The 26,215-nt window shown below is 71.9% G+C and carries 30 protein-coding genes; 23 read left to right on the forward strand and 7 right to left on the reverse strand.

The window, feature by feature from the left end:
• Positions 1-48: 48 nt before the first annotated feature.
• The 14 genes from EDF51_RS02050 to EDF51_RS02115 all read left to right on the forward strand — a co-directional run bounded on the left by EDF51_RS02050 (position 49) and on the right by EDF51_RS02115 (position 12,398).
• A complete protein-coding gene (locus EDF51_RS02050; protein WP_123292719.1) occupies positions 49-393 on the forward strand; it encodes a flagellar basal body protein in 345 nt (114 codons plus the stop codon).
• Complete coding sequence (locus EDF51_RS02055) at positions 390-785, forward strand: flagellar basal body rod C-terminal domain-containing protein (RefSeq protein WP_235035933.1); 396 nt, start codon at positions 390-392, stop codon at positions 783-785. Before EDF51_RS02050 ends, EDF51_RS02055 begins: the two co-directional genes overlap by 4 nt.
• Positions 785-1,120, forward strand: coding sequence for a flagellar hook-basal body complex protein FliE (gene fliE / locus EDF51_RS02060; RefSeq protein ID WP_123338355.1), 336 nt, complete (start codon positions 785-787; stop codon positions 1,118-1,120). The genes EDF51_RS02055 and fliE overlap by 1 nt, the downstream gene beginning before the upstream one ends.
• Positions 1,120-2,793 (forward strand): flagellar basal-body MS-ring/collar protein FliF, encoded by a 1,674-nt coding sequence (gene fliF, locus EDF51_RS02065; protein ID WP_131846869.1) that lies wholly within the window; start codon positions 1,120-1,122, stop codon positions 2,791-2,793. Before fliE ends, fliF begins: the two co-directional genes overlap by 1 nt.
• 8 nt (positions 2,794-2,801) lie before the next feature.
• Positions 2,802-3,866 (forward strand): flagellar motor switch protein FliG, encoded by a 1,065-nt coding sequence (fliG, locus tag EDF51_RS02070; RefSeq protein WP_123292859.1) that lies wholly within the window; start codon positions 2,802-2,804, stop codon positions 3,864-3,866.
• Positions 3,859-4,521, forward strand: coding sequence for a hypothetical protein (locus EDF51_RS02075; RefSeq protein ID WP_123292722.1), 663 nt, complete (start codon positions 3,859-3,861; stop codon positions 4,519-4,521). Before fliG ends, EDF51_RS02075 begins: the two co-directional genes overlap by 8 nt.
• Positions 4,518-5,861, forward strand: coding sequence for a FliI/YscN family ATPase (locus EDF51_RS02080; protein WP_131846868.1), 1,344 nt, complete (start codon positions 4,518-4,520; stop codon positions 5,859-5,861). Before EDF51_RS02075 ends, EDF51_RS02080 begins: the two co-directional genes overlap by 4 nt.
• A complete protein-coding gene (locus tag EDF51_RS02085) occupies positions 5,861-6,292 on the forward strand; it encodes a flagellar FliJ family protein (protein WP_134193735.1) in 432 nt (143 codons plus the stop codon). Before EDF51_RS02080 ends, EDF51_RS02085 begins: the two co-directional genes overlap by 1 nt.
• The gene (locus EDF51_RS02090) at positions 6,289-7,023 is read left to right on the forward strand and encodes a C40 family peptidase (RefSeq protein WP_131846867.1); all 735 of its coding nucleotides are present in this window, start codon (positions 6,289-6,291) and stop codon (positions 7,021-7,023) included. The genes EDF51_RS02085 and EDF51_RS02090 overlap by 4 nt, the downstream gene beginning before the upstream one ends.
• Positions 7,020-8,486 carry a flagellar hook-length control protein FliK gene (locus EDF51_RS02095; protein WP_134193737.1) on the forward strand — a complete coding sequence of 489 codons (1,467 nt, stop codon included), beginning with the start codon at positions 7,020-7,022 and terminating at the stop codon, positions 8,484-8,486. Before EDF51_RS02090 ends, EDF51_RS02095 begins: the two co-directional genes overlap by 4 nt.
• A 25-nt stretch (positions 8,487-8,511) precedes the next feature.
• On the forward strand, positions 8,512-8,955 hold the full coding sequence (locus tag EDF51_RS02100) for a flagellar hook capping FlgD N-terminal domain-containing protein (protein ID WP_131846865.1): 444 nt from the start codon (positions 8,512-8,514) through the stop codon (positions 8,953-8,955).
• Between the two features lie 56 nt (positions 8,956-9,011).
• Positions 9,012-10,187, forward strand: a complete 1,176-nt coding sequence (locus tag EDF51_RS02105; RefSeq protein WP_123292728.1) for a flagellar hook protein FlgE — start codon at positions 9,012-9,014, stop codon at positions 10,185-10,187.
• A 142-nt stretch (positions 10,188-10,329) separates the two neighbouring features.
• Positions 10,330-10,872 carry a DoxX family protein gene (locus tag EDF51_RS02110; protein WP_123339565.1) on the forward strand — a complete coding sequence of 181 codons (543 nt, stop codon included), beginning with the start codon at positions 10,330-10,332 and terminating at the stop codon, positions 10,870-10,872.
• A gap of 107 nt (positions 10,873-10,979) precedes the next feature.
• Positions 10,980-12,398: an MFS transporter gene (locus EDF51_RS02115; RefSeq protein WP_243650097.1), complete on the forward strand. Its 1,419-nt coding sequence runs from the start codon at positions 10,980-10,982 to the stop codon at positions 12,396-12,398.
• A gap of 26 nt (positions 12,399-12,424) precedes the next feature.
• Here EDF51_RS02115 and EDF51_RS02120 read toward each other — a convergent pair whose 3' ends face one another.
• From EDF51_RS02120 to EDF51_RS02150, 7 genes are all read right to left on the reverse strand, one after another.
• Positions 12,425-14,005, reverse strand: coding sequence for a Na+/H+ antiporter (locus tag EDF51_RS02120; protein WP_131846864.1), 1,581 nt, complete (start codon positions 14,003-14,005; stop codon positions 12,425-12,427).
• 68 nt (positions 14,006-14,073) lie between these two features.
• Positions 14,074-15,195, reverse strand: coding sequence for a DUF475 domain-containing protein (locus tag EDF51_RS02125; RefSeq protein ID WP_134193739.1), 1,122 nt, complete (start codon positions 15,193-15,195; stop codon positions 14,074-14,076).
• A gap of 147 nt (positions 15,196-15,342) precedes the next feature.
• Positions 15,343-16,911, reverse strand: a complete 1,569-nt coding sequence (locus EDF51_RS02130) for a UDP-N-acetylglucosamine 1-carboxyvinyltransferase (protein WP_173168527.1) — start codon at positions 16,909-16,911, stop codon at positions 15,343-15,345.
• Between the two features lie 108 nt (positions 16,912-17,019).
• Entirely contained in the window at positions 17,020-17,766 is a 747-nt protein-coding gene (locus tag EDF51_RS02135; protein ID WP_134193741.1) for an anti-sigma factor, read from the reverse strand.
• Entirely contained in the window at positions 17,763-18,308 is a 546-nt protein-coding gene (locus EDF51_RS02140; protein ID WP_131846859.1) for a sigma-70 family RNA polymerase sigma factor, read from the reverse strand. The genes EDF51_RS02135 and EDF51_RS02140 overlap by 4 nt, the downstream gene beginning before the upstream one ends.
• A 68-nt stretch (positions 18,309-18,376) precedes the next feature.
• Positions 18,377-18,997 (reverse strand): class F sortase, encoded by a 621-nt coding sequence (locus EDF51_RS02145; RefSeq protein WP_131846858.1) that lies wholly within the window; start codon positions 18,995-18,997, stop codon positions 18,377-18,379.
• Positions 18,998-19,026: 29 nt separating this feature from the next.
• Positions 19,027-19,866, reverse strand: coding sequence for a DUF4397 domain-containing protein (locus EDF51_RS02150; RefSeq protein ID WP_131846857.1), 840 nt, complete (start codon positions 19,864-19,866; stop codon positions 19,027-19,029).
• Between the two features lie 239 nt (positions 19,867-20,105).
• Here EDF51_RS02150 and EDF51_RS02155 point away from each other — a divergent pair, with 239 nt between their 5' ends.
• The 9 genes from EDF51_RS02155 to EDF51_RS02195 all read left to right on the forward strand — a co-directional run bounded on the left by EDF51_RS02155 (position 20,106) and on the right by EDF51_RS02195 (position 26,209).
• Positions 20,106-20,387: a flagellar FlbD family protein gene (locus EDF51_RS02155; RefSeq protein WP_111084138.1), complete on the forward strand. Its 282-nt coding sequence runs from the start codon at positions 20,106-20,108 to the stop codon at positions 20,385-20,387.
• Between the two features lies 1 nt (position 20,388).
• On the forward strand, positions 20,389-21,213 hold the full coding sequence (locus EDF51_RS02160; protein ID WP_123339575.1) for a MotA/TolQ/ExbB proton channel family protein: 825 nt from the start codon (positions 20,389-20,391) through the stop codon (positions 21,211-21,213).
• 2 nt (positions 21,214-21,215) lie between these two features.
• The gene (locus tag EDF51_RS02165) at positions 21,216-22,145 is read left to right on the forward strand and encodes a flagellar motor protein MotB (RefSeq protein ID WP_131920252.1); all 930 of its coding nucleotides are present in this window, start codon (positions 21,216-21,218) and stop codon (positions 22,143-22,145) included.
• Between the two features lie 88 nt (positions 22,146-22,233).
• Positions 22,234-23,112, forward strand: a complete 879-nt coding sequence (locus EDF51_RS02170; protein WP_123292756.1) for a flagellar motor switch protein FliM — start codon at positions 22,234-22,236, stop codon at positions 23,110-23,112.
• On the forward strand, positions 23,112-23,816 hold the full coding sequence (gene fliN, locus EDF51_RS02175) for a flagellar motor switch protein FliN (RefSeq protein WP_123292757.1): 705 nt from the start codon (positions 23,112-23,114) through the stop codon (positions 23,814-23,816). Before EDF51_RS02170 ends, fliN begins: the two co-directional genes overlap by 1 nt.
• 7 nt (positions 23,817-23,823) lie before the next feature.
• A complete protein-coding gene (locus tag EDF51_RS02180) occupies positions 23,824-24,351 on the forward strand; it encodes a flagellar biosynthetic protein FliO (protein WP_134193743.1) in 528 nt (175 codons plus the stop codon).
• 68 nt (positions 24,352-24,419) lie between these two features.
• The gene (gene fliP, locus EDF51_RS02185; protein WP_228505755.1) at positions 24,420-25,166 is read left to right on the forward strand and encodes a flagellar type III secretion system pore protein FliP; all 747 of its coding nucleotides are present in this window, start codon (positions 24,420-24,422) and stop codon (positions 25,164-25,166) included.
• A gap of 9 nt (positions 25,167-25,175) precedes the next feature.
• Positions 25,176-25,451: a flagellar biosynthesis protein FliQ gene (gene fliQ / locus EDF51_RS02190; RefSeq protein ID WP_111084131.1), complete on the forward strand. Its 276-nt coding sequence runs from the start codon at positions 25,176-25,178 to the stop codon at positions 25,449-25,451.
• On the forward strand, positions 25,451-26,209 hold the full coding sequence (locus EDF51_RS02195; RefSeq protein ID WP_123339580.1) for a flagellar biosynthetic protein FliR: 759 nt from the start codon (positions 25,451-25,453) through the stop codon (positions 26,207-26,209). The genes fliQ and EDF51_RS02195 overlap by 1 nt, the downstream gene beginning before the upstream one ends.
• The last annotated feature ends 6 nt before the right edge of the window (positions 26,210-26,215 follow it).

Genomic DNA, 26,215 nt, shown 5'->3' on the forward strand with positions numbered 1-26,215 from the left:
CCACCGCACGGCGACGTCCCACGGGCGACGCCTGACGAGGGGACCACCGTGTTCGATTCCGTGACGAGCGTCGCGCTGCAGAGCGCTCTCGACGGCCTGTCGATGCGCCAGAAGGTGATCGCGAACAACATCGCGAACATCAACACGCCGAACTACCACGCCGAGAAGGTCCAGTTCGAGGACGCCCTGGCGAAGTCGATCACCGACGGCAGCGGGAACACCGCGCCGACGGTCGCCCGCAGCCTCGAGCCGACGAACACGAACGGCAACAACGTCAACCTCGATGAGGAGACGCTCTCCAACGTCGACACCGTGCTCCGGTACCAGTTCGCCACGCAGGCGATGAACTCCGAGCTCACGAGTGTCCGTGCGGCGATGCGGACGAACTCGTGACGACCTTCGACGCGATCGGCATCGCGAGCACCGGCATGACCGTGCACCGGAAGTGGCTCGACGCCGTCGCCGACAACATGGCGAACGCGAACACCGTGAAGTCGATGGACGACACCGCGTTCCAGGCCCGCTACGTCGAGGTCCAGGAGGGCAACGGCGTGTCCGGCGCCTACGTCAAGGGCGCCGCGTTCGGCAGCGCCGCCGGCCGCGTGACCTACGACCCGGACAACCCGCTCGCGAACGACGAGGGCTACGTCCGCATGCCGGACATCGACCTCGGCACGCAGATGGCGGACCTCATCATGGCCCAGCGCGGCTACCAGGCGAACGCCGCCGTGGTCGACCGTGCCAAGACCGCCTACGAGGCGGCACTGCAGATCGGGAAGAACTGATGCCCATCGACGCCGTCAACGGTGTGACCACCAACGCGATGACGAACGCACTGACCAGTGTGTCCGGCACCTCCAGCGACGTCACCGGCACCGCCGGTGCGACCAGCACCGACGGCAGCGGGTTCGCCGCCAGCCTCGGGAACGCCGTCGACGGGCTGCAGGCGCTGCAGAGCGACTCGAAGACCCTCGCGCTCAAGGCCGTCACCGGCAACCTCGACGACATCCACGACGCGACCATCGCCGCCACCCGCGCGCAGGTCACGCTCGAGCTCGTCTCCGCCGTCCGCAACAAGGGCGTCGACGCGTTCAACGAGATCATGAGGATGCAGGCCTGATGCCCGTCGCCGTCAAGAACGTCTTCGCGCGCCTGTCCGCGTACGTGAAGGGCTTCTCCGCCGCCCAGCGCACCATCGCGATCCTGGTGATCGCCGCGCTCGTGCTCGGTGGGATCGCCCTGGCGTCGTGGCTCGGCAAGGCGTCCTACGCGCCGCTCTTCACCGGGCTGGCCGCCGCCGACGCGAGCTCCATCACCGACCAGCTGCAGACCGACGGTGTGCCGTACCAGCTCACCGACGGCGGCGCGACGATCCTGGTGCCGCAGGCGCAGGTGTACTCGGAGCGCCTCAAGGCCGCGTCGAACGGGCTGCCGTCGTCGAACGAGGGCGGCTACTCGCTGCTCGACCAGATGGGCGTGACGAGCTCGGAGTTCCAGCAGGACGTCACCTACAAGCGGGCGATGGAGGGCGAGCTCGCCAAGACCATCGGCGCGATGGACGGCGTGCAGACCGCGACCGTGCAGCTCGCGATCCCGGAGAAGTCCGTGTTCGTGTCCGAGGAGAAGGACCCGACGGCGTCGGTGTTCATCGCCACCGACAACGGCACCCAGCTGAGCACCGACCAGGTGCAGGCGATCGTGCACCTGACCAGCGCCTCGGTCGAGGGCATGCAGACCACCGACGTCTCGGTCGTCGACGCCAAGGGGCAGACGCTGTCCGCCGTCGGGACCGGTGCGACCGGCAGCGGCGCCGACCAGGCCGCCGACTACGACGCCGCGACGAGCAAGAAGATCCAGGACCTGCTCGACACCACCCTCGGCGCCGGCAACGCGACCGTCGTGGTCTCCGGCACGATGAACCAGGAGTCCGGCACCCGCACGTCGGAGAGCTACACGTCACCGACCTCCGGTCCGGTCGCGCTCAACGAGTCGAGCACCACCGAGCAGTACGGCTCCGGCGCCGCGGGCGCGTCGAGCGGTGCGACCGGGGTCCTCGGCCCGGACAACATCGCCGTGCCGAACGGCACCGCCACGAGCGGCACCGGTGACGGCGGCTACACCAACGAGTCGGCGACGAAGAACAACGCCGTCGACCACACCACCGAGACCACGCAGATCCCCTCGGGGTCCCTCGACCGGCAGACCATCTCGGTCGCGCTGAACTCGAAGGCCGACGCCGTGCAGAACGCGAACCTGCAGAGCATCAACGACCTGGTGTCGGCCGCCGCCGGTGTCGACCAGGACCGCGGCGACCAGGTGAAGGTCGCGATGATGGACTTCGACACCAGCGGCGCCGACCAGGCCGCGAAGGCCCTCGAGGCGCAGCAGAAGGCCGACCAGCAGGAAGCCCTGTGGTCGTCGATCCGGACCGCCGGCATCGTCATCGGCATCCTGCTCGCGCTCATCGCCGTCATGTTCGTCATCGCCCGTCGCAGCCGGAAGCAGGAACGCGAGGCCGTCGACCTCGGCGAACTCGACGCCTTCGCCGGCGAGACGTTCCAGCTGCCCCTCGCGATGGACGGCGCCGCCGACCGTGCGACCCTCGGTGCCGGCGACGCCCCCACTGCCGTGCTGTCGACGATGCCCGCCGGTGACCCGCCGACCGAGGTGCTGACGACCGACGAGATCACGGCCGAGCGCCGCCGTCAGGACATCTCCGCGCTGGCCGAACGCGACCCGAAGCGCACGGCCGAACTCCTGCGCGGGCTCCTCGACGACCGGGCACCGGTGTGAGCGCCCTGATGCCGAGCGGCAGCAACGGCAACGGCAACGGCCCGGGCACCGGCAAGGGTTCGAACGACCGAGCGCTGACCGGCGCCCAGAAGGTCGCGCTCATCCTCATGCAGATGGACACCGACCGCGCGGCCGAGGTGATGAAGCAGTTCACCGAGATGGAGGCCGAGGAGATCTCGGCCGAGATCGTCCGGATGCGCCGCGTCGAGGACACCGTCGTCGACCAGACCATGTCGGAGTTCCACCGGATCACGATGAGCGGCCGACTGCAGAAGCGCGGCGGCAAGGAGACCGCGCTCGGGCTGCTCGAGGCGTCCTTCGGCGCCGAGCGCGCCGCCGGCGTGATGGACCGGCTCGCCTCGAACCTCGCCGGCCAGTCCTTCGACTTCCTCGACGACGCCGAGCCCGGGCAGGTCATCACCCTGCTCGAGGGCGAGCTGCCGCAGACCATCGCCCTCGTCCTGGCACACCTCAAGCCCGGGCAGGCGAGCGCCGTCCTGGCGGGTGTCGACGAGCGCGTCCGCACCGACGTCGCGCAGGCGTTCGCCACGATGGGCAGCGCGACCCCGGAGGCCGTCGGGATCGTCGCGGGTGTCCTGCGGCAGCGCGCCGGCGCCGTCGTGTCGCCGCGCGAGAGCGTCGAGGTCGTCGGCGGCATCGCGCCCCTGGTCGACATCATCAACCGCTCCGACGTCGCCACCGAGAAGGCCGTGCTCGACGGGCTCGAGGCCCGCGACCCGGAACTCGCCGAGGACATCCGCTCGCGCATGCTCACCTTCGAGGACATCGTGAAGCTCGAGTCCCGCGACATCCAGCAGGTGCTGCGTGGCATCGACTCGAAGCTCCTCGCGACCGCCATGAAGGGTGCGGCCGGACCCGTCGTCGAGACGATCCGCGCGAACGTGTCCGAGCGCAACCGCTCGCTGCTCGACGACGAACTGCAGGCCATGGGCCCGGTCCGCGTCTCGCAGGTCGAGGAAGCGCGCGCCGAGGTCGTCCGTTCCGTGCGCGAGCTCGAGGCGCAGGGCGTCATCACCGTGCACCGTGCCGAGGAGGACGAGCTCGTTGACTGACACCACGACCGCCGGTACCGTGCAGCGCATCGCCTTCCCCGCGATCGGCACCGCCGCCGCGACCGACCGTGCGTCGGGCGCCGACGTCCGCGGCCACGCCGCCGGCTACACCGCGGGACTCCGCGCCGCGCAGGCCGAGACGGACGCCCTGCGCGCCCGCCTGCAGGCCGAGCACGCCGCGCTGACCGCGTCGCTGCGCGCGGACACCGTCCGCCGCATCGCCGTCCTCGACGCCGCGACGAACGCGATGCTGTCCACGGTCGCGCCCGTCCTCAGCGACGCCGAGGCGTCCGTCGCCAGCGCGGCCACGGACCTGGCCGAGGCGATCGTCGGGTACGAGATCCGTGCCTCCCGTCCGGCGGTCGGTACCGATGACGACCGGGAGGCCCGGATCACGTCCGGTGCCGAGACCACCGTCCGGCGGGCGCTCGCGTCCATCGACCGCAGCGTGCCGGTGGCCGTCCGGCTCAGCCCGGCGGACGCCGCCCGCGTCGCCGACGTCGACCTGCCGGTGCCCGTGGTCGCGGACCCCGCGCTGCGGGACGGCGACGCCGTCGTCGACCTGCCGGACGGCATCCTCGACGCCCGGATCGCCACCGCACTCGACCGTGCCCGCACTGCACTGGGTGTCGAGCTGCAGGGGGTGTCCGCGTGACCGCCACGCTGCTCCGCCCCCGCGGGCTCGACGACGCCCTGCGGCAGGCCGCACCCCAGCGGGTCGGCGTCGTCACGAGCGCCGTCGGGCTCGGGCTGACGATCGCCGGGCTCGACGCCCACGTCGGCGAACTGGTGTCGGTCGGCCGCGACGGCTCCGAGCCGACCATGGTCGAGGTCGTCGCCACCGACGCCACCGGCGTGCGCTGCATGCCGCTCGGCCGCCTCACCGGTGTGACCGCCGGCACCCCCGCACGCCCCACCGGCCGGCCGGTGCTCGTGCCGACGGGTGCCGGGCTGTTCGGCCGTGTGCTCGACGGGCTCGGCCGACCGATCGACGACCGCGGACCGCTCGTCGGTGCCGGTGGCGAGCCCGTCGACTGGGTGCCGCTCGACCACGCGACCCCGAACGCGATGGCACGCACCCGCATCGACACCCCGATGCAGCTCGGCGTGCGGGTGCTCGACACCCTCACCACGGTCGGCCGTGGCCAGCGCATGGGGCTCTTCGCGGGCTCCGGTGTCGGCAAGTCGTCGCTGCTGTCGATGATCGCCCGGGGGAGCGACGCCGCCGTCAACGTGATCGCACTGGTCGGGGAGCGTGGCCGCGAGGTGCGCGAGTTCCTCGAGGACGACCTCGGCGCCGAGGGCCTCGCCCGCTCGATCGTCGTCGTGTCGACCTCGGACGAGCCCGCCCTCATGCGCCTGCGCGCCGCGTTCATGGCCACCCGCATCGCCGAGTCGTTCCGCGACGCCGGCCAGGACGTCGTGCTCATGATGGACTCGCTCACCCGCGTCGCGATGGCGCAGCGTGAGATCGGGCTCTCGGTGGGGGAGCCGCCGGCCACCCGGGGCTACCCGCCGTCGACGTTCTCGGTGCTCGCCGGGCTGCTCGAGCGTGCCGGGACGGACCGCGTCGGCAGCATCACCGGCATGTACACCGTGCTGGTCGACGGCGACGACCACAACGAGCCGATCGCCGACGCCGCCCGCAGCATCCTGGACGGTCACGTCGTGCTCGACCGGAAGCTCGCGATCACCGGGCACTTCCCGTCCGTGGACGCCCTCGGCTCGGTGTCCCGTGTGGCCTCGAAGGTGACGGACCCGGCGCAGCGCGGTGCCGCGACGACCCTCCGCAAGGTGATGGCCGCACGTGCCGCCGCCCAGGACCTGCTCGACGTCGGCGCGTACCAGCGCGGCTCGAACCCGCTCGTCGACGCCGCCGTCGACCACCAGGATGCGATCGACGCGTTCCTGCGCCAGGGGATGGACGAGCGGGCGACCGCCGACGCGTCCTGGCAGCGACTCGGCGGTCTCGTGCAGCAGCTGGGGGTGTCGTGATGGCCCGCCGGTTCCCGCTCGCGGGGCTCCTGCGCCTGCGGCACACCGAACAGGACCGCGCCGCTGCCTCGCTCGCCACCGCGAACGAGCGCGTGCGCGATGCCGCCGACGCCCGGATCGCCGCGCGCCGCAGCCTCGCCGACGCCGAGGGCTCACAGCCGATCGAGGACGCCGCGACCCTGAGCGCCGTCGCCGCTGCGCGTGCCGCGACCCGCGGGATGCTCGAGGAGCTCGACGCCGTGGTCCGGACCCGCCGCGCGGACGCCGACCGGGCACAGGAGGAGTACACCGCCGCACGACGTGCCGCGGTCGGCCTGGAGAAGCTCGAGGGCAAGCACGCCGCCGAGCAGGCCGCCGAGGAACTCCGCACCGAACAGAACGCCCTCGACGAGATCGCGGCACGACGCCGCACGGAAGGTGGTGCCCGATGAGCGTCGAAGCGGTGCTCTCCCGGATCTCCGAGATCCGCTCCCAGATCGACACCCTGCGCGGTGGCACGGCCGCGGCGACGAGTTCGTCATCGTCCGCCGTGTCGACCAGCGCGTCGTCGAGCGCCTTCGCCGACGCCCTGGCCACGGCGACCGGGAACACCGGCACCGGGACCGCGACCGCTGCTGCCGCCGCTGCGGCGACCACCAGCAGCGCGCCCGCCACGTCCGTCGACGCCGGCGCGGGCACGCTCGCGACCGGCAGCGGCGCCACCGGGTCCGACGTCGTCGCGGACGCGAAGAAGTACCTCGGCGTGCCCTACGTGTTCGGCGGCACCACGACCGCCGGCATGGACTGCTCAGGCTTGGTGCAGACGGTGTTCAAGGACCTCGGCGTGACCATGCCGCGGGTCGTGCCGGACCAGGCGAAGATGGGCGTCGAGGTCGGCTCCCTGAAGGACGCACAGCCCGGCGACCTGATCATCCCGAAGGGCGAGGGCCACGTCGTCATCTACGTCGGCGACGGCAAGGTGCTGCACGCGCCGCGCCCCGGCAAGGACGTCCGCATCGTCGACAACTGGTACTCGGACGCCGACATCGCCACCATCCGCCGCATCGTGCCGGCGCAGGCGTCCGCTACCCCGGCGACGACCGCGACCACCGCCGCGAGCAGCGCCACCGACCTGCAGACCGCCGCGCTGCTGTCCATGATGCAGTCCGGGAGCGCCGCATGAGCCTGACCATCGCCACCCAGCCCGCGCCCGCTCCGGCGAGCAGCGCTCCGCCCGCCCGCGCCACGTCCGACCCCGGCGGTGCCGGTTCGTTCGACGCCGCCCTGTCCGCGGCCGCCGCGACCGATCGTCGTGCCGGTGAGCGTGCACCGGCGCGCCGGGACGACTCCCGCGCAGCCGACGACACCGGTTCGACCACGTCGCCGAACGCTGCCACGACCGCCACCGGGACGGACGTGGCGGCTGCCGCTGACGGCTCGGCCGCTGCCGCTGGGGAGGCCCAGACGCTCTCACTCCCGCTCCCACTCGCCGGGACGGTGCCTGCCCCGGTCGCTCCGATCGTGGTGACCCCTGCCGAGACGGTCACACCGGTGACGTCGACCGCGCCCGAGCCGACGGCGCAGGTCGTCACCTCGACGACGGCGGCCCCGACGCCCGCTCCGGAGACGACCACGCCGACGACGACTGCTGCCGTCTCCGCCGCCACCGGGGCTGCCACTGCCACGGGGGCCGCGGTGTCGCTGTCGGCCACGACGGCGCCGTCGGCCAGCACCACGGCGTCCGTCGCATCCGCCGCCGTACCGGCACCAGGCACGACCGCCGATCCCACCGACGGGTCCGCACCGTCACCGGCGTCCGACATCCCGAGGCCCGGCACCCCGTCCGGCGGGACGACCGGCACCGGCACCGTCGGAGTCACGAGCACGAGCACGAGCAGCGCGCCCGCTGCCGCGGCCGCTGGGGCCGCGGTCGCCGCGACGCTCCAGCCGACCGGCCCGGCCACCCAGTCCACCCAGCCCACCGACGCCACCGCCCCCGCGACCCCGGCCGTCGTCACGGTGGCAGCGGCGACCGCCGCGCGGGGTGGGCAGACCGGCCACGGGACGGACCAGCAGGGATCGACGGCGGGTGATCCGGGCCTCCCGGCGGTCACCACCACGCGCGGCGGCGAGACGCCCTTCGTCCTGCCCACCACGCCGACCGCCGCGCCCGCCCCCGTCGCTGCCGCCGCGCCGGTCACGTCCCAGACGGCCACGCCCGCGCCCCTCGGTCAGCAGCTCGCGCGCCCGGTGTTCTCGCTCGCGCAGGCCGGCCCCGGGGAACACGTCGTCACGGTGCAGGTCGTGCCGGACAGCCTCGGACCGGTCACGGTCCGCGCACACGTCACCGCGCACGGCATGCACGTCGAGCTGTTCGCGGCGTCCGAAGCGGGACGCGACGCGGTCCGCCAGGTGCTGCCAGACCTGCGGCGCGACGCCGCCGGCACCGGGCTGAGCACCACGCTCGACCTGTCGTCGCAGAACCACCCGGGCACGTCGGCGGGTCGCGACCAGCGACCGGCCGACGGCCGCCTGCGTGCCGACACCGGCCTGGAGGCACGGCGCACCTCCGCTGCGCAGCCAGCCTCCGCAGCCGCCACGTCCACCTCCACCATCCGCACCGCGGGACTCGACGTCCTCGCCTGACCGGCTCACGAACAGGAACGCAACCATGCCCATCGACGGCATCACCGGCAGCGTGGACCAGGCTGCCCAGGCCGCGGCCCTCGCCGCGAACTCGACCGCGAAGCAGTCCCAGACGATGGACTCCGAGGTGTTCATGAAGCTGCTCGTCACGCAGCTGCAGAACCAGGACCCGTCGTCGCCGATGGACACCAACCAGATGATCAGCCAGCAGACGCAGCTCGCGATGATGGAGCAGATCACCAACCAGACCACGACGGGGAACGAGAACTTCTCGCTCCAGATGCGCATCGCCGCCGCGAACCTCGTCGGCAAGCAGGTCAGCTACACCGACGCTGCGACGGGTACCGCCGTCACCGGGACCGCCTCGGCCGTGTCGTACGCGAACAGCGTGCCCACGGTCACCGTGAACGGGAAGGAGGTCGCTCTCGACGTGATCTCCGGCATCACCACCACCGCTCCGGCTTCCTGACCGTTCTCCTTCCCCTTCTCCTTCCTGCTCTCCCTGCCTCTCCGAAAGGACGCACCATGCTCCGCTCGCTCTACTCCGGGATCTCCGGCCTCCGCTCGCACCAGCAGATGCTCGACGTCACCGGCAACAACATCGCCAACGTCAACACCGTCGGCTTCAAGGCCTCGTCGACGGTCTTCCAGGACACCCTGTCGCAGATGACCCAGGGTGCCGGCGGACCGCAGACCGGTGTCGGCGGCACCAACCCGGCGCAGATCGGCCTCGGCGTCCAGGTCGCCGGCGTCTCCACCAACTTCGCGCAGGGCTCGGCCCAGGCGACCGGCAAGGCCACCGACCTGATGATCTCCGGCGACGGCTTCTTCGTCACCCGCCTGGGCAACGACACCGTCTACACCCGCGCCGGTGCGTTCGACTTCGACGCGGACGGCCGCCTGGTCACCGCCGACGGCAAGATCGTGCAGGGCTACCCGGCCACCAACGGCGTCGTCAACGACAACGGTGGCCTCGCCGACATCACGCTGCCGCTCGACGCCGCGGCACCGGCCGTCCGCACCACCTCCGCCTCGGTCGCCGGCAACCTGCCGTCCGAGACCGCCGTCGGCGACACCATCACCCGCGAGGCCACCGTCTACGACGCCTCGGGCGCCAAGCACACGATGTCCCTCGCCTACACGCGCACCGGCACCGGCTGGGACGTCACCGCACGCAACGGGCAGGGGACCACCACGAACGGGTCGCTCACGTTCGGCACCGACGGCAAGCTGACCTCCGGCGGCGCCCTGACGGTCGGCGGCATCGCCGTCGACATGGGGGAGCTCACCGGCTTCGCCTCGCTCAACACCGCGTCGATCGGCTCGCAGAACGGCCGCGAGGCCGGCGCCCTGCAGGGCTACGCAATCTCGAAGGACGGCACCGTCACGGGCACGTTCTCGAACGGTGCGTCGCTCGCCCTCGGCCGCATCGCCCTCGCGACGTTCGCCAACCCGGCGGGCCTCGAGAAGACCGGCGCCTCGGGCTACCGTGCCACCGGCAACTCGGGCACCGCGACCGTCGGTGGTCCCGGCTCGGCCGGCGTCGGGTCGCTCGCGGCGGGCACCCTCGAGATGTCGAACGTCGACCTGTCGCAGGAGTTCACGAACCTGATCGTGGCGCAGCGCGGGTTCCAGGCGAACGCGCGCATCATCACGACCTCGGACGAGGTGCTGCAGGAGCTGACGAACCTGAAGCGGTAGGCGCTGGTACCGTCGCGTCGCGTCGCGTCGCGTCGCGTCGTGCGCTTCGTGAGCAGAAATGGTCGGGTGCCTCCGGGCGACCCGACCATTTCTGCTCACGATCGCCGGTCGCGGCGGACCGTCGCGGCGTACCGTCGCGCGCATGAGCTCGCACACCACCAGCACCGCTTCGGTCACCGCCAAGACCCTGCTCCGCATCGCCCTCGGAGCCGTGCTCGTCTCGCACGGCTCCCAGAAGCTCTTCGGCGCGTTCGGCGGCGGAGGCATCGAGGGCACCGCGCAGGGCATGCACGCGATGGGGTTCCGCCCCGCCAAGCGGAACGCCGTGCTGGCCGGCATCGGCGAGGCCGGCTCCGGTGCCGCCCTGGCACTCGGGCTCGCCACCCCGATCGCCGGTGCGGGCGCTGCGACGACGATGGGCGTCGCGTCGAGCGTGCACACCCCGAACGGCTTCTTCAACGCGGACGGCGGCTTCGAGTTCCCGGCGTTCCTCGGCTTCTCGGCGGCGATGTTCGCGCTCGGCGGCCCCGGTCCGGTGTCGCTCGACCACGCCACCCGGCACGTGTTCGACCGCCCGTGGCTCCGGGCGGTCGCCCTCGCCGCGATCCCGGTCGCGATCGCGGTCCAGGTCGCGCAGCGTCGGAAGGCGCTCGCGTCCGACGCGGCGGCGCCCGAAGACGCGTAGACCACGAGACGGGAGGCCCGGTGCCAGCTGGTACCGGGCCTCCCGTCCGCCGTGGCAGGGGCTGACAGCCCCTGTCAGCGCGGTCGGATCGGCGATTGCATCGTCCGGTGACCACTGACACCCTGCAGCCCGCGACCGGCACGAACCGGACCGTCGTCCACACGACCGCGATCCTCGTGATCATCCTGATCAGCTACTTCATGCTGATCCTCGACAACTCGATCGTCTTCACCGGGCTGCCGACCATCCAGCGCGAGATGCACTTCACCCAGACCCAGCTCACCTGGGTCCAGGACGCGTACACGCTCACCTTCGGCGGCGCCCTGCTGCTCGGGGCGCGCGCCGGGGACATCGTCGGCCGGCGCCGCATGTTCATCATCGGGCTGGTCGTCTTCACGGTCGCCTCCGGCCTCGTCGGGGCGTCGCCCACCGGCTGGTGGATGATCGCCGCACGCGCTGCGCAGGGCATCGGATCCGCGATCCTCGCTCCGACGTCGTTGTCGCTGATCACGAGCACGTTCACGGACCGTGACGAGCGTTCGCGAGCAGTCGCGCTGTACTCGGCGGTCGCGGGGATCGGCGCGAGCCTCGGCATGGTCGTCGGCGGGGTGACCGCCGACCTCGTCTCCTGGCGCGCCGGCTTCTTCCTGAACCTGCCCATCGGTGCCGTGATGATCGTGCTCGGGGTGCGGTACCTGGTCGAGACTCGTCGCGCTCCCGGCCGGTTCGACGTCGTCGGCGCCCTCACCGCGACCATCGGCGTGGGCGCGCTGATCTTCGGGGTCATCGAGTCCTCGACACGGGGGTGGGCGTCGCCGGTCACCCTGACGGCGGTCATCGTCGGGCTGGTGCTGCTCGCGCTCCTCGTGGTGAACGAGTGGCGTGCGGAGCAGCCGATCATGCCGCTGCGGCTCTTCCGCAGCCCGATCCGGTCGAGCGCCTACGCGATCCGCTTCCTGTACCTCGGCGCGATGATGGGCTTCTTCTTCTTCACGACGCAGTTCCTGCAGGAGGTGTTCGGGTGGACGCCACTGCAGGCCGGGCTCGGCTTCCTGCCGATGAGCGTCGTGAACTTCGCGGTCGCCGTCTCGGTGCCCCGGTTGCTCCGTCGCGTCCCGGCGGCCTGGGTGCTCGTGGCAGGTGCGGTCCTCACCGCGATCGGGATGTGGTGGCTCGCCCAGGTGCACGTCGACTCCTCCTTCACCACCGGTGTCGCGCTGCCGATGGTCCTGATCGGTGGCGGGCAAGGTCTGGTGTTCGCACCGCTGACGAGCTTCGGCATCCACGGCGCCACGGCGTCGGATGCGGGCGCCGCCTCCGGCTTGGTCAACACCGCGCACCAACTCGGCAGCTCGCTCGGGCTGGCCGTCCTCGTCGCCGTCGCCACGACCGCTACCGCCGGGCCGGACGCGGCGGCGGTGGTCGCCCGCACGGACACGGCGCTCACGATCGCGACCGTTTTCCTCGTGGCCAGCGCCGTCATCGCGGTCGTCGTGCTCCCGCGGGCGGACGTCCGGGAGCGCTGATCGAGCGCGCCGTCGGGCGGCGGAGGTCAGGCGGGGGTGATGCCGTCGAGTCGCGCCTCTTCCGCGTCGTAGCCGGCGCGGACCTGGCGGAGCACCAGGTCGTCGATCTCGTCCGAGTCACGGAGCCGCAGCAGGGTCGCGGCCTTGTGCTGCACCAGGGCGAGCTCGAGCGCGACGGCGGTGTCGTGCCGCTGCACCGCCGGGTGCTCGTCGTCGTCCTCCTCGCGCGCCTGGATGACGTCCAGGTGCGCCTCGTAGTCCTTGCGCACCCGGTCGACGGTGGCCTGGTCGGCTCCGGTCGACCGTGCCAACCGCGGCAGGGCGTCGAGGGCCTCCTCGATCGCGGTCCGCTCGGCGTAGCGACGTTCCTCACCGACCGACTCGTCCTCGGGCAGCGCAGCCCGCCGCAGGACCGCCGGCAGCACGAGTGCCTGACCGACGATGGTGACGACGACCACGCCCGCCGTGACGAAGACGATGAGGTCGCGGTCCGGGAAGTCCGCTCCGGACTCCAGAACGCGGGGGACGGCGACGGCCATCGCCAGCGAGACCGCGCCGCGGAACCCGGCGAAGCCGCTCACGAGCCGGTCGCGGTGGCCCTCGCGGGGCGCGCCTCCCGTGCGACGGGTGACGAGCCAGACGGTGCCGCCCGCGGCGTTGAGGAACGCGAACCGGACCACGACGAGCACGACCGCGACGGCCAGGACGACGCCGACGGCGCGGAGCAGCTCGGACGGCGTCAGCGCCCGGGCCGCGACCATCGCCTCGATGCCGACCAGGACGAACAGTGCACCGTTGAGCAGGAACGTCAGGAACGACCAGAAGGCGCGGACCTGCTGCCGGGTCTCGGCGCGGTCGAGCTTCGGCCCGACCTGGCTGACGACGATGCCGGCCGCCACCACGGCGAGCACACCGGAGGCGCCGATCGCCTCGGCAGCCAGGAACGCACCGAACGGCACGAGGAGCGTGACGAGGTTCTCGAGCACCACGGTGTCGACCCGGCGCAGCACGAGCGTGCCGACCCACGCCGCGGCGAGCCCCGCGGCGACCCCACCGAGGTACGACAGGACGAGCATCCCCGAGACGCCCCAGAACGTGAGTTCCTGCGTGCCCACCGTGACGGCGACCGCGATGCCGTACACGACGAGGGTCGTGCCGTCGTTCACCAGGCTCTCCGCCCGCAGCACGGTGACGTTCCGGCGCGGCAGCATCTTCGTGAGCACCCCGACCGCGGTCGCGTCGGTCGGGGCCACGGCGGCGCCGAGCACCCAGGCCGGACCCCACGGCATGCCGAGCAGGTGGAGCAGGACGGCGACGGCGCCCGCCGTGGCGACGACGAGCAGGGTGCCCATCAGGACGATGCCGCGCAGGTTCTTCCGGATCTCGCGGAGCGACGTCGTCAGGCTCTCCCAGTACAGGAGCGCCGGCAGGAACAACAGCAGGACGGCGTCGGCCGGCAGCTCGACGTCCGCGAACTCCGGCACGAAGGCCAGCGCAGCGCCGAAGACGAGCAGCAGCACCGGAGGGGCCACCCGGATCCGGTCCGCGATCCCCGCCGTCAGTGCGATGGCGAGGCCGAGGACGACCACCAGTTCAGGACCCAGCACGTGCACTCCGATCGTCGTCCGACCCGCAAGTCAACGCCGATCACCGGTGGATCCTTCCAGACGCGCGATCAGACTGGGTGCGGGCGCCGCGCCACCCGCCGCCACCACGCCCGCCACGGCAACGAGCTCGCGAGCGCCGAACCGATCACCACGCTGCCGAACCAGGCGACGACGGCCCCCGGGATCGGCACGAGCAGGCTCGCCCACAGCAGCACCGCGAGCACCCCGAGCACGTACGCCGCCCCGGCCTTCAGGTACCGCAGCCGCTTCAGCCCCGCGGCCTCGTCCAACCGCGAGGTCAACCGCGCCAGGAACACGGCACCGACGCCGATCGCCGCCACCGCGACCGCCGCCTGTTCGAGCGCTCCGAGGCCGTCGGCGCCGAGGGTCCCGGACCCGGACAGGCTGTACACGCCGTCCAGGATCTCGAACAGCATGAACACCACGAGCCCCCGCTCGAACACGACGGTCGACGCGTAGGCGTGGATCCGCCAGGCACCCCGCCCGACCCCGATCGACGCGGTGTCCGAGCCGACCCCGTCGATCGCCCAGGCGGCGACGCGCTTCGACCCGAGGTACGCGACGATGCCCGCGGCGCCGCCGAGCACGACCGGCAGCAGGGCTCCCGGCGACCACGCGCGGTCGACGCCGACGAGGACGGCCGTGACGGCGACCCCCGTCGCAGCGGTGACCAGGGACCAGACGCGAGGACGCGCGACGGCGGCGAGCCGGGCCTCCAGGCGGCCCAGCCAGGACCTGCGCGACGCACGGTCGGTGTTGAACAGGTACTCGGCGAACACGAGCCAGATGAAGGCGGCGCCGAAGGCGGCGAGGGCGGGGCGCACCTCGGCGAGGTGCGCCGAGAACGAGCCGGGGGCGAAGACGGCTTCCTGCACGGAGCTCGCGGGGTCGGTCGCGTCGCCGACCGCGACGGCAGCCGGCGGCAGGAGCAGCCGCATCGCGAGGACGCCTGCGACGATCCCGAGCGACAGGAACAGGCGCCGGGCGGGGGAGTGCAGCCGTCCCGCGATGCCGGCCATCGGCACCGACGAGTCGGCGGCCATCGCGATCTCGAGGAGCGCGAGCGCGACGAACGCCAGCGCGGCGGCGGGGCCGAGGACGAACCAGGCCGCCGCGGCGGCCGCGACGGTGATGGACAGGGGGACGGTCAAGAGCGATCTCGTGGCCATCACCCCATCCAGCACCGGTCGCCTGGATGGGTGGTGGAGCGCTCCTGCGCATCAGCCTGGAGGCACGGGTCGATCCGCGCAGAACGGGTGACGGCCCGTCCCCACTTGCGGGGACGGGCCGTCGGGTCACGCGGGCAGGCGGTCGCCTCAGTCGTGGAACGTCTCGATGGACGCGCCGAGGGAGTTCAGCCGTTCCTGCAGCTGCTCGTAGCCGCGGGCGATGATGCCCACGTTGCGCAGGACGCTCTCGCCCTTCGCCGCGAGCATCGCCAGCAGGATGACCACCGCGGGGCGGAGCGCCGGCGGGCAGCTGATCTCGGCACCGGAGAAGTGCGTCGGACCGGTGACGTCGAGGCGGTGCGGGTCGCGCAGGGTGACGCTCGCGCCGAGACGGGTCAGGTCGAGCAGGTGGATCGCCCGGCCCTCGTACACCCAGTCGTGCACGAGCGTGGTGCCCTCGGCCATCGCGGCGATGACCACGAAGAACGGCAGGTTGTCGATGTTCAGCCCGGGGAACGGCATCGCGTGGATCTTGTCGATCGGGGCGTGCAGCTCGGACGGGTGCACGGTGATGTCGACCAGGCGGGTGCGGCCGTTCGCTGCCGGGTACTCGTCGGTGACGTCGAACCGCAGGCCCATCTCGGCCAGGGTCGCGAGCTCGATCTCGAGGAACTCGATCGGCGCCCGGGTGACGGTGAGCGTGGAGTCGGTGACGATGCCGGCGGTCAGCAGACTCATGGCCTCGACCGGGTCCTCGCTCGGCCAGTAGTCCACGACCTCGTCGATGCGGCTCTTGCCGGTGATGCGGAGCGTCGTCGTGCCGATGCCCTCGACCTGCACCCCGAGCAGCTCGAGGAAGAAGCAGAGGTCCTGCACCATGTAGTTGGGGCTGGCGTTGCGGATGACGGTCTCGCCGTCGCGGGCGGCCGCGGCGAGGATCGCGTTCTCGGTGACGGTGTCGCCGCGCTCGGTGAGGACGACGGACTTCGCGGGGACGTCCTGGTTCGCGACGCCGACCTCGTACCAGCCGGAGGTCGCCTCGACGTCGACGCCGAAGGGGCGCAGCGCGATGAGGTGCGGTTCGACCGTGCGGGTGCCGAGGTCGCAGCCGCCGGCGTAGGGGAGTCGGAAGGACTCGTACCGGCCGCTGAGCGGACCGAGGAACATCAGGACGCTGCGGGTGCGGCGGGCGGCGTCGGCGTCGATCGCGTCGAGGTGCAGGTCGGACGGTGCGACGATCTCGAGGGTCTCGCCGTCCTCGGACCACGTGACGCTCGCGCCGAGGCTGCGGAGCACGTCGATGATCCGGTCGACCTCGACGATCCGGGCGACCTTGTGCAGGCGGGTGACGCCGCGGTTGAGCAGCGAGGCGCAGAGCAGCGCGACGGCGGCGTTCTTGCTCGAGTTGACGGCGATGGACCCGCTGAGCTTCCGCCCGCCCTGCACGCGCAGGTGGGCACGCTGCGGGGCGCCGCCGATCGAGACGATCTGCTGGTCGAGGGCGTCGCTGATGCGGGTGAGCATCTCGAGGGACAGGTTCTGCCCGCCCTGTTCGATGCGGTTGATCGCGCTCTGGCTGGTGCCGACGCGTTCGGCGAGCTGCGCCTGGGTCATGCTGCGGCCCTTGCGGGCGCCCCGGATGAGGGCACCGACCTCGCGGAGCGGGGCGGCGGATGCCGGGGTGGCCGGCGAGACGACGGTGGTGGTGTCGGACATGGCGCCAACGTAACACGCTCATGAGATAAAACGACTGGAGAACGACACCCGTTGCCCGTCCCGAGGTCTCGAATACGTCACAGCTGAGAATTCGGGGGACGAAGACGCTCAGGGATCGGTCAGCGTCCCGCGCACGATCGAGTCGCCGGAGTGCGCCGGGTCGCCGTCGTCCGCTTCGGCGGAGACGTCGACCACGGGGAACCGCGCGGTGTCCAGGTCGGCGGGCACGGTGAAGGTGCCGCGGTCGCCGTCCAGGTAGCCGACGCTCACCAGGCCGGCGAGGTCGGACCGCATCATCCAGACCTCGCGGAGCGGACCGGTACCGGATCGACCGCGTTCACCGTGCAGGTCGACCACGAGCGTCACCCGCCCGTCCCGGTCGCGTTCGAGTTCGGCGGTACCGGACGTGCCGGACCAGCCGGGGAGCGCCGCGAGTTCGGTGTTCGCGAGGACGGTCTCGGTGTCGCCACGGGGCAACCCGGGGACGACGCCGGACGCCACGCCGATGCCCAGGACGACCGCGAGGACGCCGGCACCCGCGATGAGGACCGTCACGAGACGACGACGCGTGGCCGACCGGGGTCGACGGGACACGACGTGGGGCCGCGGGTCGACGGGGGCGGTCACCTGCTGCGGCGTCTGCGCGATCTCGGTCGCGATCCGGTCCCACACGTGGTCCGGCGGCGCGATGAGCTCGAGGTCGTCGGACGCCCGCGTGACGGCGGCGACCCGCTGCAGCACGGCGACCTCGTCGCGGCACCGGGCGCACGACGCCAGGTGTTCGGCGACGTCGTCCTCAGCCACCTGGTCGGAGACCGCGAGCATCGCCAGGGTCTCGTCGTCGACGTGCTTCATTCGATCACCTCCAGACGTGTTCGGAGCCGAGCCAGACTCCGGTGGATGTGGCTCTTCACGGTGCCCAGCGGCAGGTCGAGCCGTTCGGCGATCTCACGATGGCTGAGGTCGTCGTAGAACGCCAGTCGCATCACTCGTCTCGGTGTCTCGTCGAGTCGGTCGAGCTCGCCCGCGACCAGTGCGCGCTCCGCCAGGTCGAACGCCGGTTCCGGTGCGGGCGTCGTCGCTTCGACGACTTCGGGGTCGGCTGCGCTGGCGTGCCGACGGCGATCGTTCAGGGCGTCGACGATGCAGTTGCGGGTGATGCCGACCAGCCAGGCGCCGAGCGGAGCCCTGGCAGGGTCGTAGCTGGCGCTCCGCTGCCAGGCCTTCACGAAGACCTGCTGCGTGACGTCCTCCGCGGCTGCCGGGTCCGACAGCGCCCGCAGGGCCAAGGAGTACACGAGCGACGACCAGCGTTCGTAGACGGCGCGCAGGGCGTGCTCGCCCCCGGCGCTGAACGCGTCCGAGAGTTCGCCGTCGTCCGGGAGGATGGTCGTCACGTCTTCCTGTCGCTGGTGCGGTCGTCGTCGACCACGACCTGATCGTAAGCGGCCGTCGGTCGCCACGGTCAGATCGGTGCCGCGGTGACGACGAGGTTGCTCTCGTAGTGTCCGGTGCTCGTGTCGAACCGGCCGCCGCACGTGACCAGGACGAGTCGGCGCGGTCCGTCGTCGCGGAACACCTCGCCCCAGGGGAGGCCCTGCTTCTCGAGCGTGCTGACGGAGTCGATCCGCCACCGGGTGTCGGCACCGGCAGCGTCGGTGAGGGTGACCGTCGTCCCGCGGGGGACGTCCCGGAGCCGGGCGAAGGGTCCGATGCCGTACCCGACGGCGTCGACGTGGGCGGCGATCACGACGGTGCCCTCCGGTGACGACGGCGCTGGGCCGAACCGGTACCACCCGGCGGTCGCGGGGTCGGGCGGGAGGCCCATCGCCCCGCTGCCGTCGACGCCCTCGGGCTGGACGGGGGCGCTGATGCCGTCGTGGTCGACGACGATGCCGGTCGGAGCCGGTGCGCGCCGGACCGGGGGGATGGTGGCTGCCTGCTGCGGCACCGCGGTCGAGAACGCCGTCGGGACCGGAGTGGGGGTGCTCGTCGGCAGGGCGGGCGGCTGCCCGTCGGGGGCGTGTCCGGCCGACGAGCACCCGGTCAGGGATGCGACCGCCACGGCGACGACGATGGCCGTCACCGTGACGGACCGCACTGGGGACCGCACGTTCAGCGGCGGGCCGCTGCGGTGCGTCGACGGAGCAGCACGGCACCGATCGCGGCAGCTGCGGCCAGGGCTGCTGCTGCACCACCGACGAGCGGCAGAGCGGCCTGACCGTTCGTGGCCACCAGACCCGCGTTGCCGGCGGGGACGCCGTTCGGCGTGCCACCGAGGTCCGAGATCGTCTGCGTGGCGAGCGCGAGGTTCGAGTCGTCCAGGCTGCCCCACGCGTACACGATGGTGTCGGCGCCGGCTGTGACCGCGACGTCTGCCGGGCCGATCACGGGGTCGGTCGTCCCGGTCGCGGCAACGCTCGCCGAGACCGTGCCGGCCGGGAGTTCCAGTGCCTGCTCGTCCGGGTTCGACAGGTTCGTGACGACGGCCTTCCCGCCGGCGAGGACGTCGACCGCGGGTGCGGCCGCGACGTGCCGGACGACGAGACGCCCGTGGCCGGCGGGCACGGCGGAGGTGTCGTTGGTGAACACCGTGGCGGTCGGTGAACCGTCCGCCGCGTCGTGTGCGACGGCGGTGTAGTTGCCGCCCGCGTCGAACGAGACGTCCGCCGGTCCGATGATCGGTTTCGAGGCGTCGGCGGCGTCCGAGGCGGTGATGGCGAGCTGGTGTGCACCTGCCGGCACCATCATCGGACCGGCGAGGGTGCCGGGTGTGAAGTCGTCGATCGCCCGCTTCCCGTCGAGGTAGACGTCCACGGTGACGTCCGGGACGGCGTGGAGGACCGAGAGTGTCGCCTCACCGGTGGCGGCGGTGGCGGCGGTCGCGGGCAGTACGACCGCGGCGGCGGCGAACAGCACACCGGCGCTCAGGCCGGTGACGAGTGTCTTGCGCATGGCGTTCTCCTTCGGGCCGGTCCGGGCCGGAGCGGACGGCGTCGTCATCGACGTCGTACCCCCACTACCGGCCGTGAGGGCCGATCGGATGCACCGGTTCCCGGCGGATCCGCGGAGCCACCGCCGGATCGTCGCTAACGCCCCGGCCCCGCCCGCCGATAGACCTCCGTGCAGGCCCACGGACGGGCAGCATCCTGCCCCACGGACGGCGGCGGGACGATCGAGAACCAGGACGGGCCATGATCGTCGTCACACGACTCAACGGCAGCGCATTCGCTGTCAACCCCGACCTCGTGGAGCGCATCCACGAGACGCCGGACACGACGCTCATCATGGTCGACGGGGCGAAGTACATCGTCCGCGAGTCCATGGCCGACGTCATCGACCTGATCGCCGCGTACCGCGCCCGCATCGTCGGCATGGCCTACGGCACCGACCTGCCGAACACGCGGAACGCCACCGGCCCCCAGCCGACGCTCACCGCGGTCGCACCCCTCCGCACGCAGGACGGGGGACGCTGACGTGGACATCGCGACGATCATCGGGATCCTGCTCGCCTTCGGCGCCCTGTTCGGCATGGTCGAGATGGAGCACGTCGAGCTCGCCGGGCTGTTCCTGCCCGCGCCGATGCTGCTCGTGTTCGGTGCCACCATCGGCTGCGGCATCGCGAGCACCACGCTGAAGGACGCCATCGCGAGCTTCAAGGCCGTCCCGAAGGCGTTCACCGGCAAGGTCACGCCGCCGCAGTCGGTCATCGACGACGTCGTGGGCCTGGCGGAGACGGCTCGCTCGAACGGTCTGCTCGCCCTCGAGCAGGAGGCCGACAAGCACGACGACCCGTTCATGAAGAAGGCGCTGCAGAACATCGCGGACGGCACCGACGGCGACGAGCTGCGGATCCTGCTCGAGGACGAGATCGAGTCGAACGCGGCCCCCACGCGCAGTGCGAGTGCGTTCTTCATGGGGCTCGGCGGCTTCGCCCCGACGGTCGGCATCATCGGCACCGTGGTGTCGCTGACCCACGTGCTCGCGAACCTCGGCAAGCCCGACGAGCTCGGCCCCCTCATCGCGAGTGCGTTCGTCGCGACCCTGTGGGGCCTGCTCACCGCGAACTTCATGTGGCTGCCGATCGGCGGCAAGCTCCGGAAGCTCGCACAGCTCGAGTCGGACCGCCAGACGCTCCTGATGGAGGGGCTGCTCGCGGTCCAGGCCGGCAGCCAGCCGCGCCTGCTCGGTGAACGCCTCAAGGCGATGGTGCCGCCGGCAGCGCGCACCGACACCTCGAAGAGCAAGGCCGGCAAGAACAAGCAAGACGCCGACGCCGACGACCAGCAGCTGGCGGCCTGACGATGAGCGCCAACCCCCGTGGGCGCGGCCGCGGTCGTGCGAAGAAGGGCCACGACGACGCCGAGCACCCCGACGAGCGCTGGATGGCCTCGTACATGGACATGATCACGGTGCTGATGTGCATGTTCCTGGTGCTGTTCGCCATGTCGACGGTCGACCAGGAGAAGTACATCGCCCTGAAGAACTCCCTGGCGACGGGCTTCGGTGAGGTGAAGTCGCAGAAGGTCGACACCGCCAGCGGCACGGTGGTGACGAAGGACCAGGTCGAGGACGGATCCGGGTACTCCACCGACAAGTCGCAGGCCGACCACTCGACGGCGTCGTCCGGCACGAAGGACACCAACGTCGACCCCGCGTCGACCGTCGTGCCGGTGACCGCGACGAAGCAGGACCTCGCCGACGCCCAGAAGGAGCTCGACGACCTCACGGCGATCGAGCAGGCGATCAAGCAGAACCTCGCGAAGGCGGGGCAGACCGCGAACGTGCAGTTCACCGTCGACGCCCGTGGCCTGATCGTCCGCCTCGTCGGCAGTGAGACCTACTTCGGCACGAACAGCGCCGACCTGTCCGACCAGGCGAAGTCGATCATGGACGCGATCGCCCCGGTCCTGCAGACGAGCCACCACGACGTCAGCGTCGAAGGGCACGCCGACCAGCGGAACTCGACGGCACCGTACGCCACCAACTGGGAGCTCAGCGCGGCCCGGGCGACGGGGGTGCTGCGCGACCTCGTCGAGCGTGGCGGGATGCCGGGCGACCACGTGCAGAGCGTCGGTTTCGGGTCGAGCCGGCCGCTCGCGAAGGGCGGGACCGACCAGGACCTCGCCCTGAACCGAAGGGTCGACATCGTGGTCCTGTCGAACGCCGACCAGGACGTCAGCGCGCTGATGCCGGCACTGGCGAAGGCGCAGGACGGAGCACGCCAGGGCTGACGCGCGACCGACGGGGCTGGAGACCCCGCATCCCCAGTACGGGGTACAGCACTGACGGGTGCCACACAGGCGACCGATAGACGCACCCGTGACCGAGACCCTGCCAGCGCCCGAGGTGTACGACTTCGCGCGCCCGTCGACGCTCGCCCGCGAGCACGCCCGGGTCCTCGAGCTCGCGTTCGAGACCTTCGCGCGGCAGTGGGGCACGCAGCTCACCGCGAAGGTGCGTGCCGTCAGCCAGGTCACCTGCGAGCAGGTGCAGATGGTGACGTACGACGAGTACGCCGCCTCGCTGCCCGCGCTCACCGGCATGGTGCTGCTGCCGATCGCGGACGTCGTCCCGAAGGGCGTCCTGCAGGTCCCGCTCGACGCCGCGCTGACCTGGGTCTCGCACGCCCTCGGCGCGTCGAAGCCGCTGCCGACCCCGGAGCGCACCTTCACGCCCATCGAGCAGGCCCTCGTGCGCAAGATCGTCGAGGACGCCCTCGACGACCTCCGCTACTCGTTCGGCGGGTTGCTCGCGCACGACGTCACGGCTGGTGGCTTCCAGTTCAACTCGCAGTTCGCCCAGGCCGCCCAGAAGGGCGACCTGATGATCGTCGCGGCGTTCTCGATCCGCGTCGGCGACCGCGTCGCCCCCGGCACGCTCGCGCTGCCCGCCGAGGCCGTGCTGCCGCAGCTCGGCGAGGCCGCCGCGCACGTGTCGCCCGCCGACGCCCAGGCGCTGCTCGACGCGCAGCTCGCGGGCGTCCCCGTCGGCGTCAGCCTGCGCTTCGCCCCGGCGACGGTCCTGCCCACGCAGGTGCTCCGGCTCGCCGTCGGCGACGTCCTGCCGCTGCCGCACCCGCAGCACCGCCCCCTCACCATCGCGGTCGACGGTGAACCCGTCGGCACCGCCGCGGTCGGCGCGAACGGCTCGCGCCTCGCCGGCATCGTCGTCACCACCACGAGCACGGAGCAGCACTGATGACCGAAACGACCACCCTCCAGACCACCGCGGCCGAGTCGCTCGCGGCGCAGCTCCCGACGGCCGTCCCGCTGGGTGCGCTGCTGCTGCCGGGAGGCGCGACCCCGGTCGTGCTCGAAGCGGCGACCGACGCCGTGGTCGCGTCGTTCGTCGGCGGCCTGTCGGCCGATCTGGCCCTCGTGCTCACCGACCTCGAGGCCGTCATCGCTGCCGGCGGCACCGACCACGGGATCGTGGCCGTCACCGACGTGCTGCGTCCGTCGCTCGAGGCCGCCGCGTCCGTGCTCGGCGTCGGGGTCCTCGGCGAGGCGAGCCGCGAGTCCGCGGCCGCGCTGCTGGCCGACCCCGACACGGTGGTGTTCGAGCTGACCGCCGGTGGTGTCCCGAGCGGCTGGTTCGGCATCCGCGTGCGCGAGCACGGCACGGTCTCGGCCGCCGCCCCCGTCGGGGTGCCCGCCGGCAACCTCGGCCGCATCAACAACGTCGAGATGACCCTGACCGTGGAGATCGGCCGCACCCGCATGTCGGTCCGCGACGTGCTCGGCATGGAGCCCGGTGCGGTCGTCGAACTCGATCGCAGCGCGGGTGCGCCCGCCGACGTCCTGCTGAACGGTCGCCTCATCGCGCACGGCGAGGTCGTCGTCGTCGACCAGGACTACGCCGTCCGGATCACCCGCATCCTCGACGTCGCCGAATCCCTCTGAGCCCCGCGTGGACACCCTCCTCATCACGCTCCGCGTCGCGCTGTCGCTCGGCGTCGTGCTCGCCCTCATGTGGGTGCTGCACCGTGCCAGCAAGAAGCGCTTCGCGGGCAAGACCTCCGGGCGCCGTGCGGCGACCGTCGAGGTCGTCGGTCGCCAGGGCCTCGGCGGCAAGGCGAGCGTCGTGGTGGTGGACGTCGAGGGGGAGCGTCTCGTGCTCGGGGTCTCCGAGCAGGGCGTCAGCCTGTTGACGAGCGGGCAGGCGCCCGCTCCGGAGCTCACCATCGTGACCGGACCCGTGCAGCTGCCCGTGCGTCCCGCCCCGTCGGCCGACGCGTTCGGTCAGGAACTGGCGCTGCAGGCGGACGCCCCCACGGCCCTCCCGGCCGACGCGGCGACGCCGCTGCCGATGCGCCCGCGCAACCGTCGTCCGCAGCGCACCACGGTGCCGACCGCGCAGCAGCTGCAGGGCTCGATCCTGTCGGTCGACACCTGGCGGCAGGCGGCCGCCGCCCTGCGGAACCGGCGCGCCGGGTGACCGCGGTCCGCACCGGACGCACCGCCGCCCTCGTCCTGCTCGGGCTGGCGGTCGTCGCCGGCTTCCTCATGCTCACCGCGACCGGTGCCCACGCCGCCGGCGTCGTCGAACCGACCGCCCCCGCGACGCCGACCGCTCCCGCGAACGGCGACTTCAGCGTCAGCGTGAACGGCCCGGACGGCACCCCGTCGTCGGCCGTCGTGACGCTCATCGGCATCACGCTGCTCAGCGTTGCCCCGGCACTCATGCTCATGATGACGTCGTTCACGAAGATCTTCGTCGTCCTCGCGATGACCCGGAACGCGCTCGGACTGCAGTCGATCCCGCCGAACCAGGTGATCGCGGGCCTGGCGCTGTTCCTGTCGCTGTTCGTGATGGCGCCGGTGCTCGGGCACATCAACGACGACGCCCTGCAGCCCTACCTGGCCGGCCACCTCGACTTCAACCAGGCCGTCGAGATCGGCACCAAGCCGCTCCGGACCTTCATGCTGCACCAGACCCGTGACGAGGACGTCGCCTTGATCACCCGCGCCGCAGGGCTCGACAACCCGAAGTCGATGGCCGACGTGCCGATGACGACCGTCATCCCGGCGTTCATCATCTCGGAGCTCCGCAGCGCGTTCATCATCGGGTTCGTCATCTTCATCCCGTTCCTGGTGATCGACCTCGTCGTCTCGGCGGCACTCATGTCGATGGGCATGATGATGCTCCCGCCGGTCATGATCTCGCTGCCCTTCAAGATCCTGCTCTTCGTCCTGGTCGACGGCTGGGGCCTCATCATCACGTCGCTCATCGAGAGCTACCACGTTGTCTAGGGGGCAGGCATGAACCAGCAGGCCGTCATCGACCTGGTCCTCCAGGCGCTCCTGGTCGCGGGCAAGCTCGCCGCTCCGGTGCTCGTCACGTCGCTCGTCGTCGGGTTCGCGATCTCGCTGTTCCAGTCCGTGACCCAGATCCAGGAGGTCACGCTCTCGTTCGTGCCGAAGGCCGTCGCCGTCGCGATCGCCCTGGTCGTCTGCGGCAACTGGATGATCTCGGAGATGGTGGCGTTCACGCACGTCGCCTTCGACATGATCCCGAAGCTGCTCGGCAGCGGCTGATGGAGCTCGCGATCAACGCCGACCGTCTGGAGGCGACCATGCTCGCCGGCGTCCGGCTCGTCGCGTTCTTCGTCATCGCGCCGCCGTTCTCGTACCGGGCGTTCCCCGGCACCGTGAAGGTGATCCTCGGGCTCGGCCTGGCGATCGGGGTCGCCCCCCGCGTCGCGGTCGGCTACGAGTCGCTCGACACCGGGCCCTTCCTGCTCGCGCTGCTCACCCAGCTCGTCGTCGGGTTGTCGCTCGGCTTCCTGGTGTTCCTGGTGTTCGCCGCGGTGCAGTCCGCCGGTGCGCTCATCGACCTGTTCGGCGGGTTCACGCTCGCGCAGGCGTTCGACCCGCAGTCGCAGGTCAACGGCGCCCAGTTCACCCGGCTGTTCCAGATGGCGGCGCTCGCGCTCCTGTTCACCTCGGGCGGGTACCAGCTCATCGTCGGTGGGCTCGTGCGGTCGTTCGACGCCGTGCCCCTCACCGGCAGCTTCGCGGTCGACGGTCTGGCCCACCTGCTCGTGGCAGCGATGTCGCAGATGTTCCTGGCGACGCTGCAGATCGCCGGGCCCCTGGTGGTCGTGCTGTTCCTGGCGGACGTCGGCCTCGGTCTGCTCACCCGCGTCGCGCCGGCCCTCAACGCGTTCCAGATGGGGTTCCCGATCAAGATCGGGCTGACGGTCCTGTTCGCCGGTGCGCTCTTCATGGCCCTGCCCTCGGTGGTGTCGTCGCTGACCGGCGACGCCGTCCAGGCGATCACGGGACGGGGGTGAGGCGCC

The organism is Curtobacterium sp. PhB25, from assembly GCF_004365375.1.
Classification (GTDB): Bacteria; Actinomycetota; Actinomycetes; order Actinomycetales; family Microbacteriaceae; genus Curtobacterium.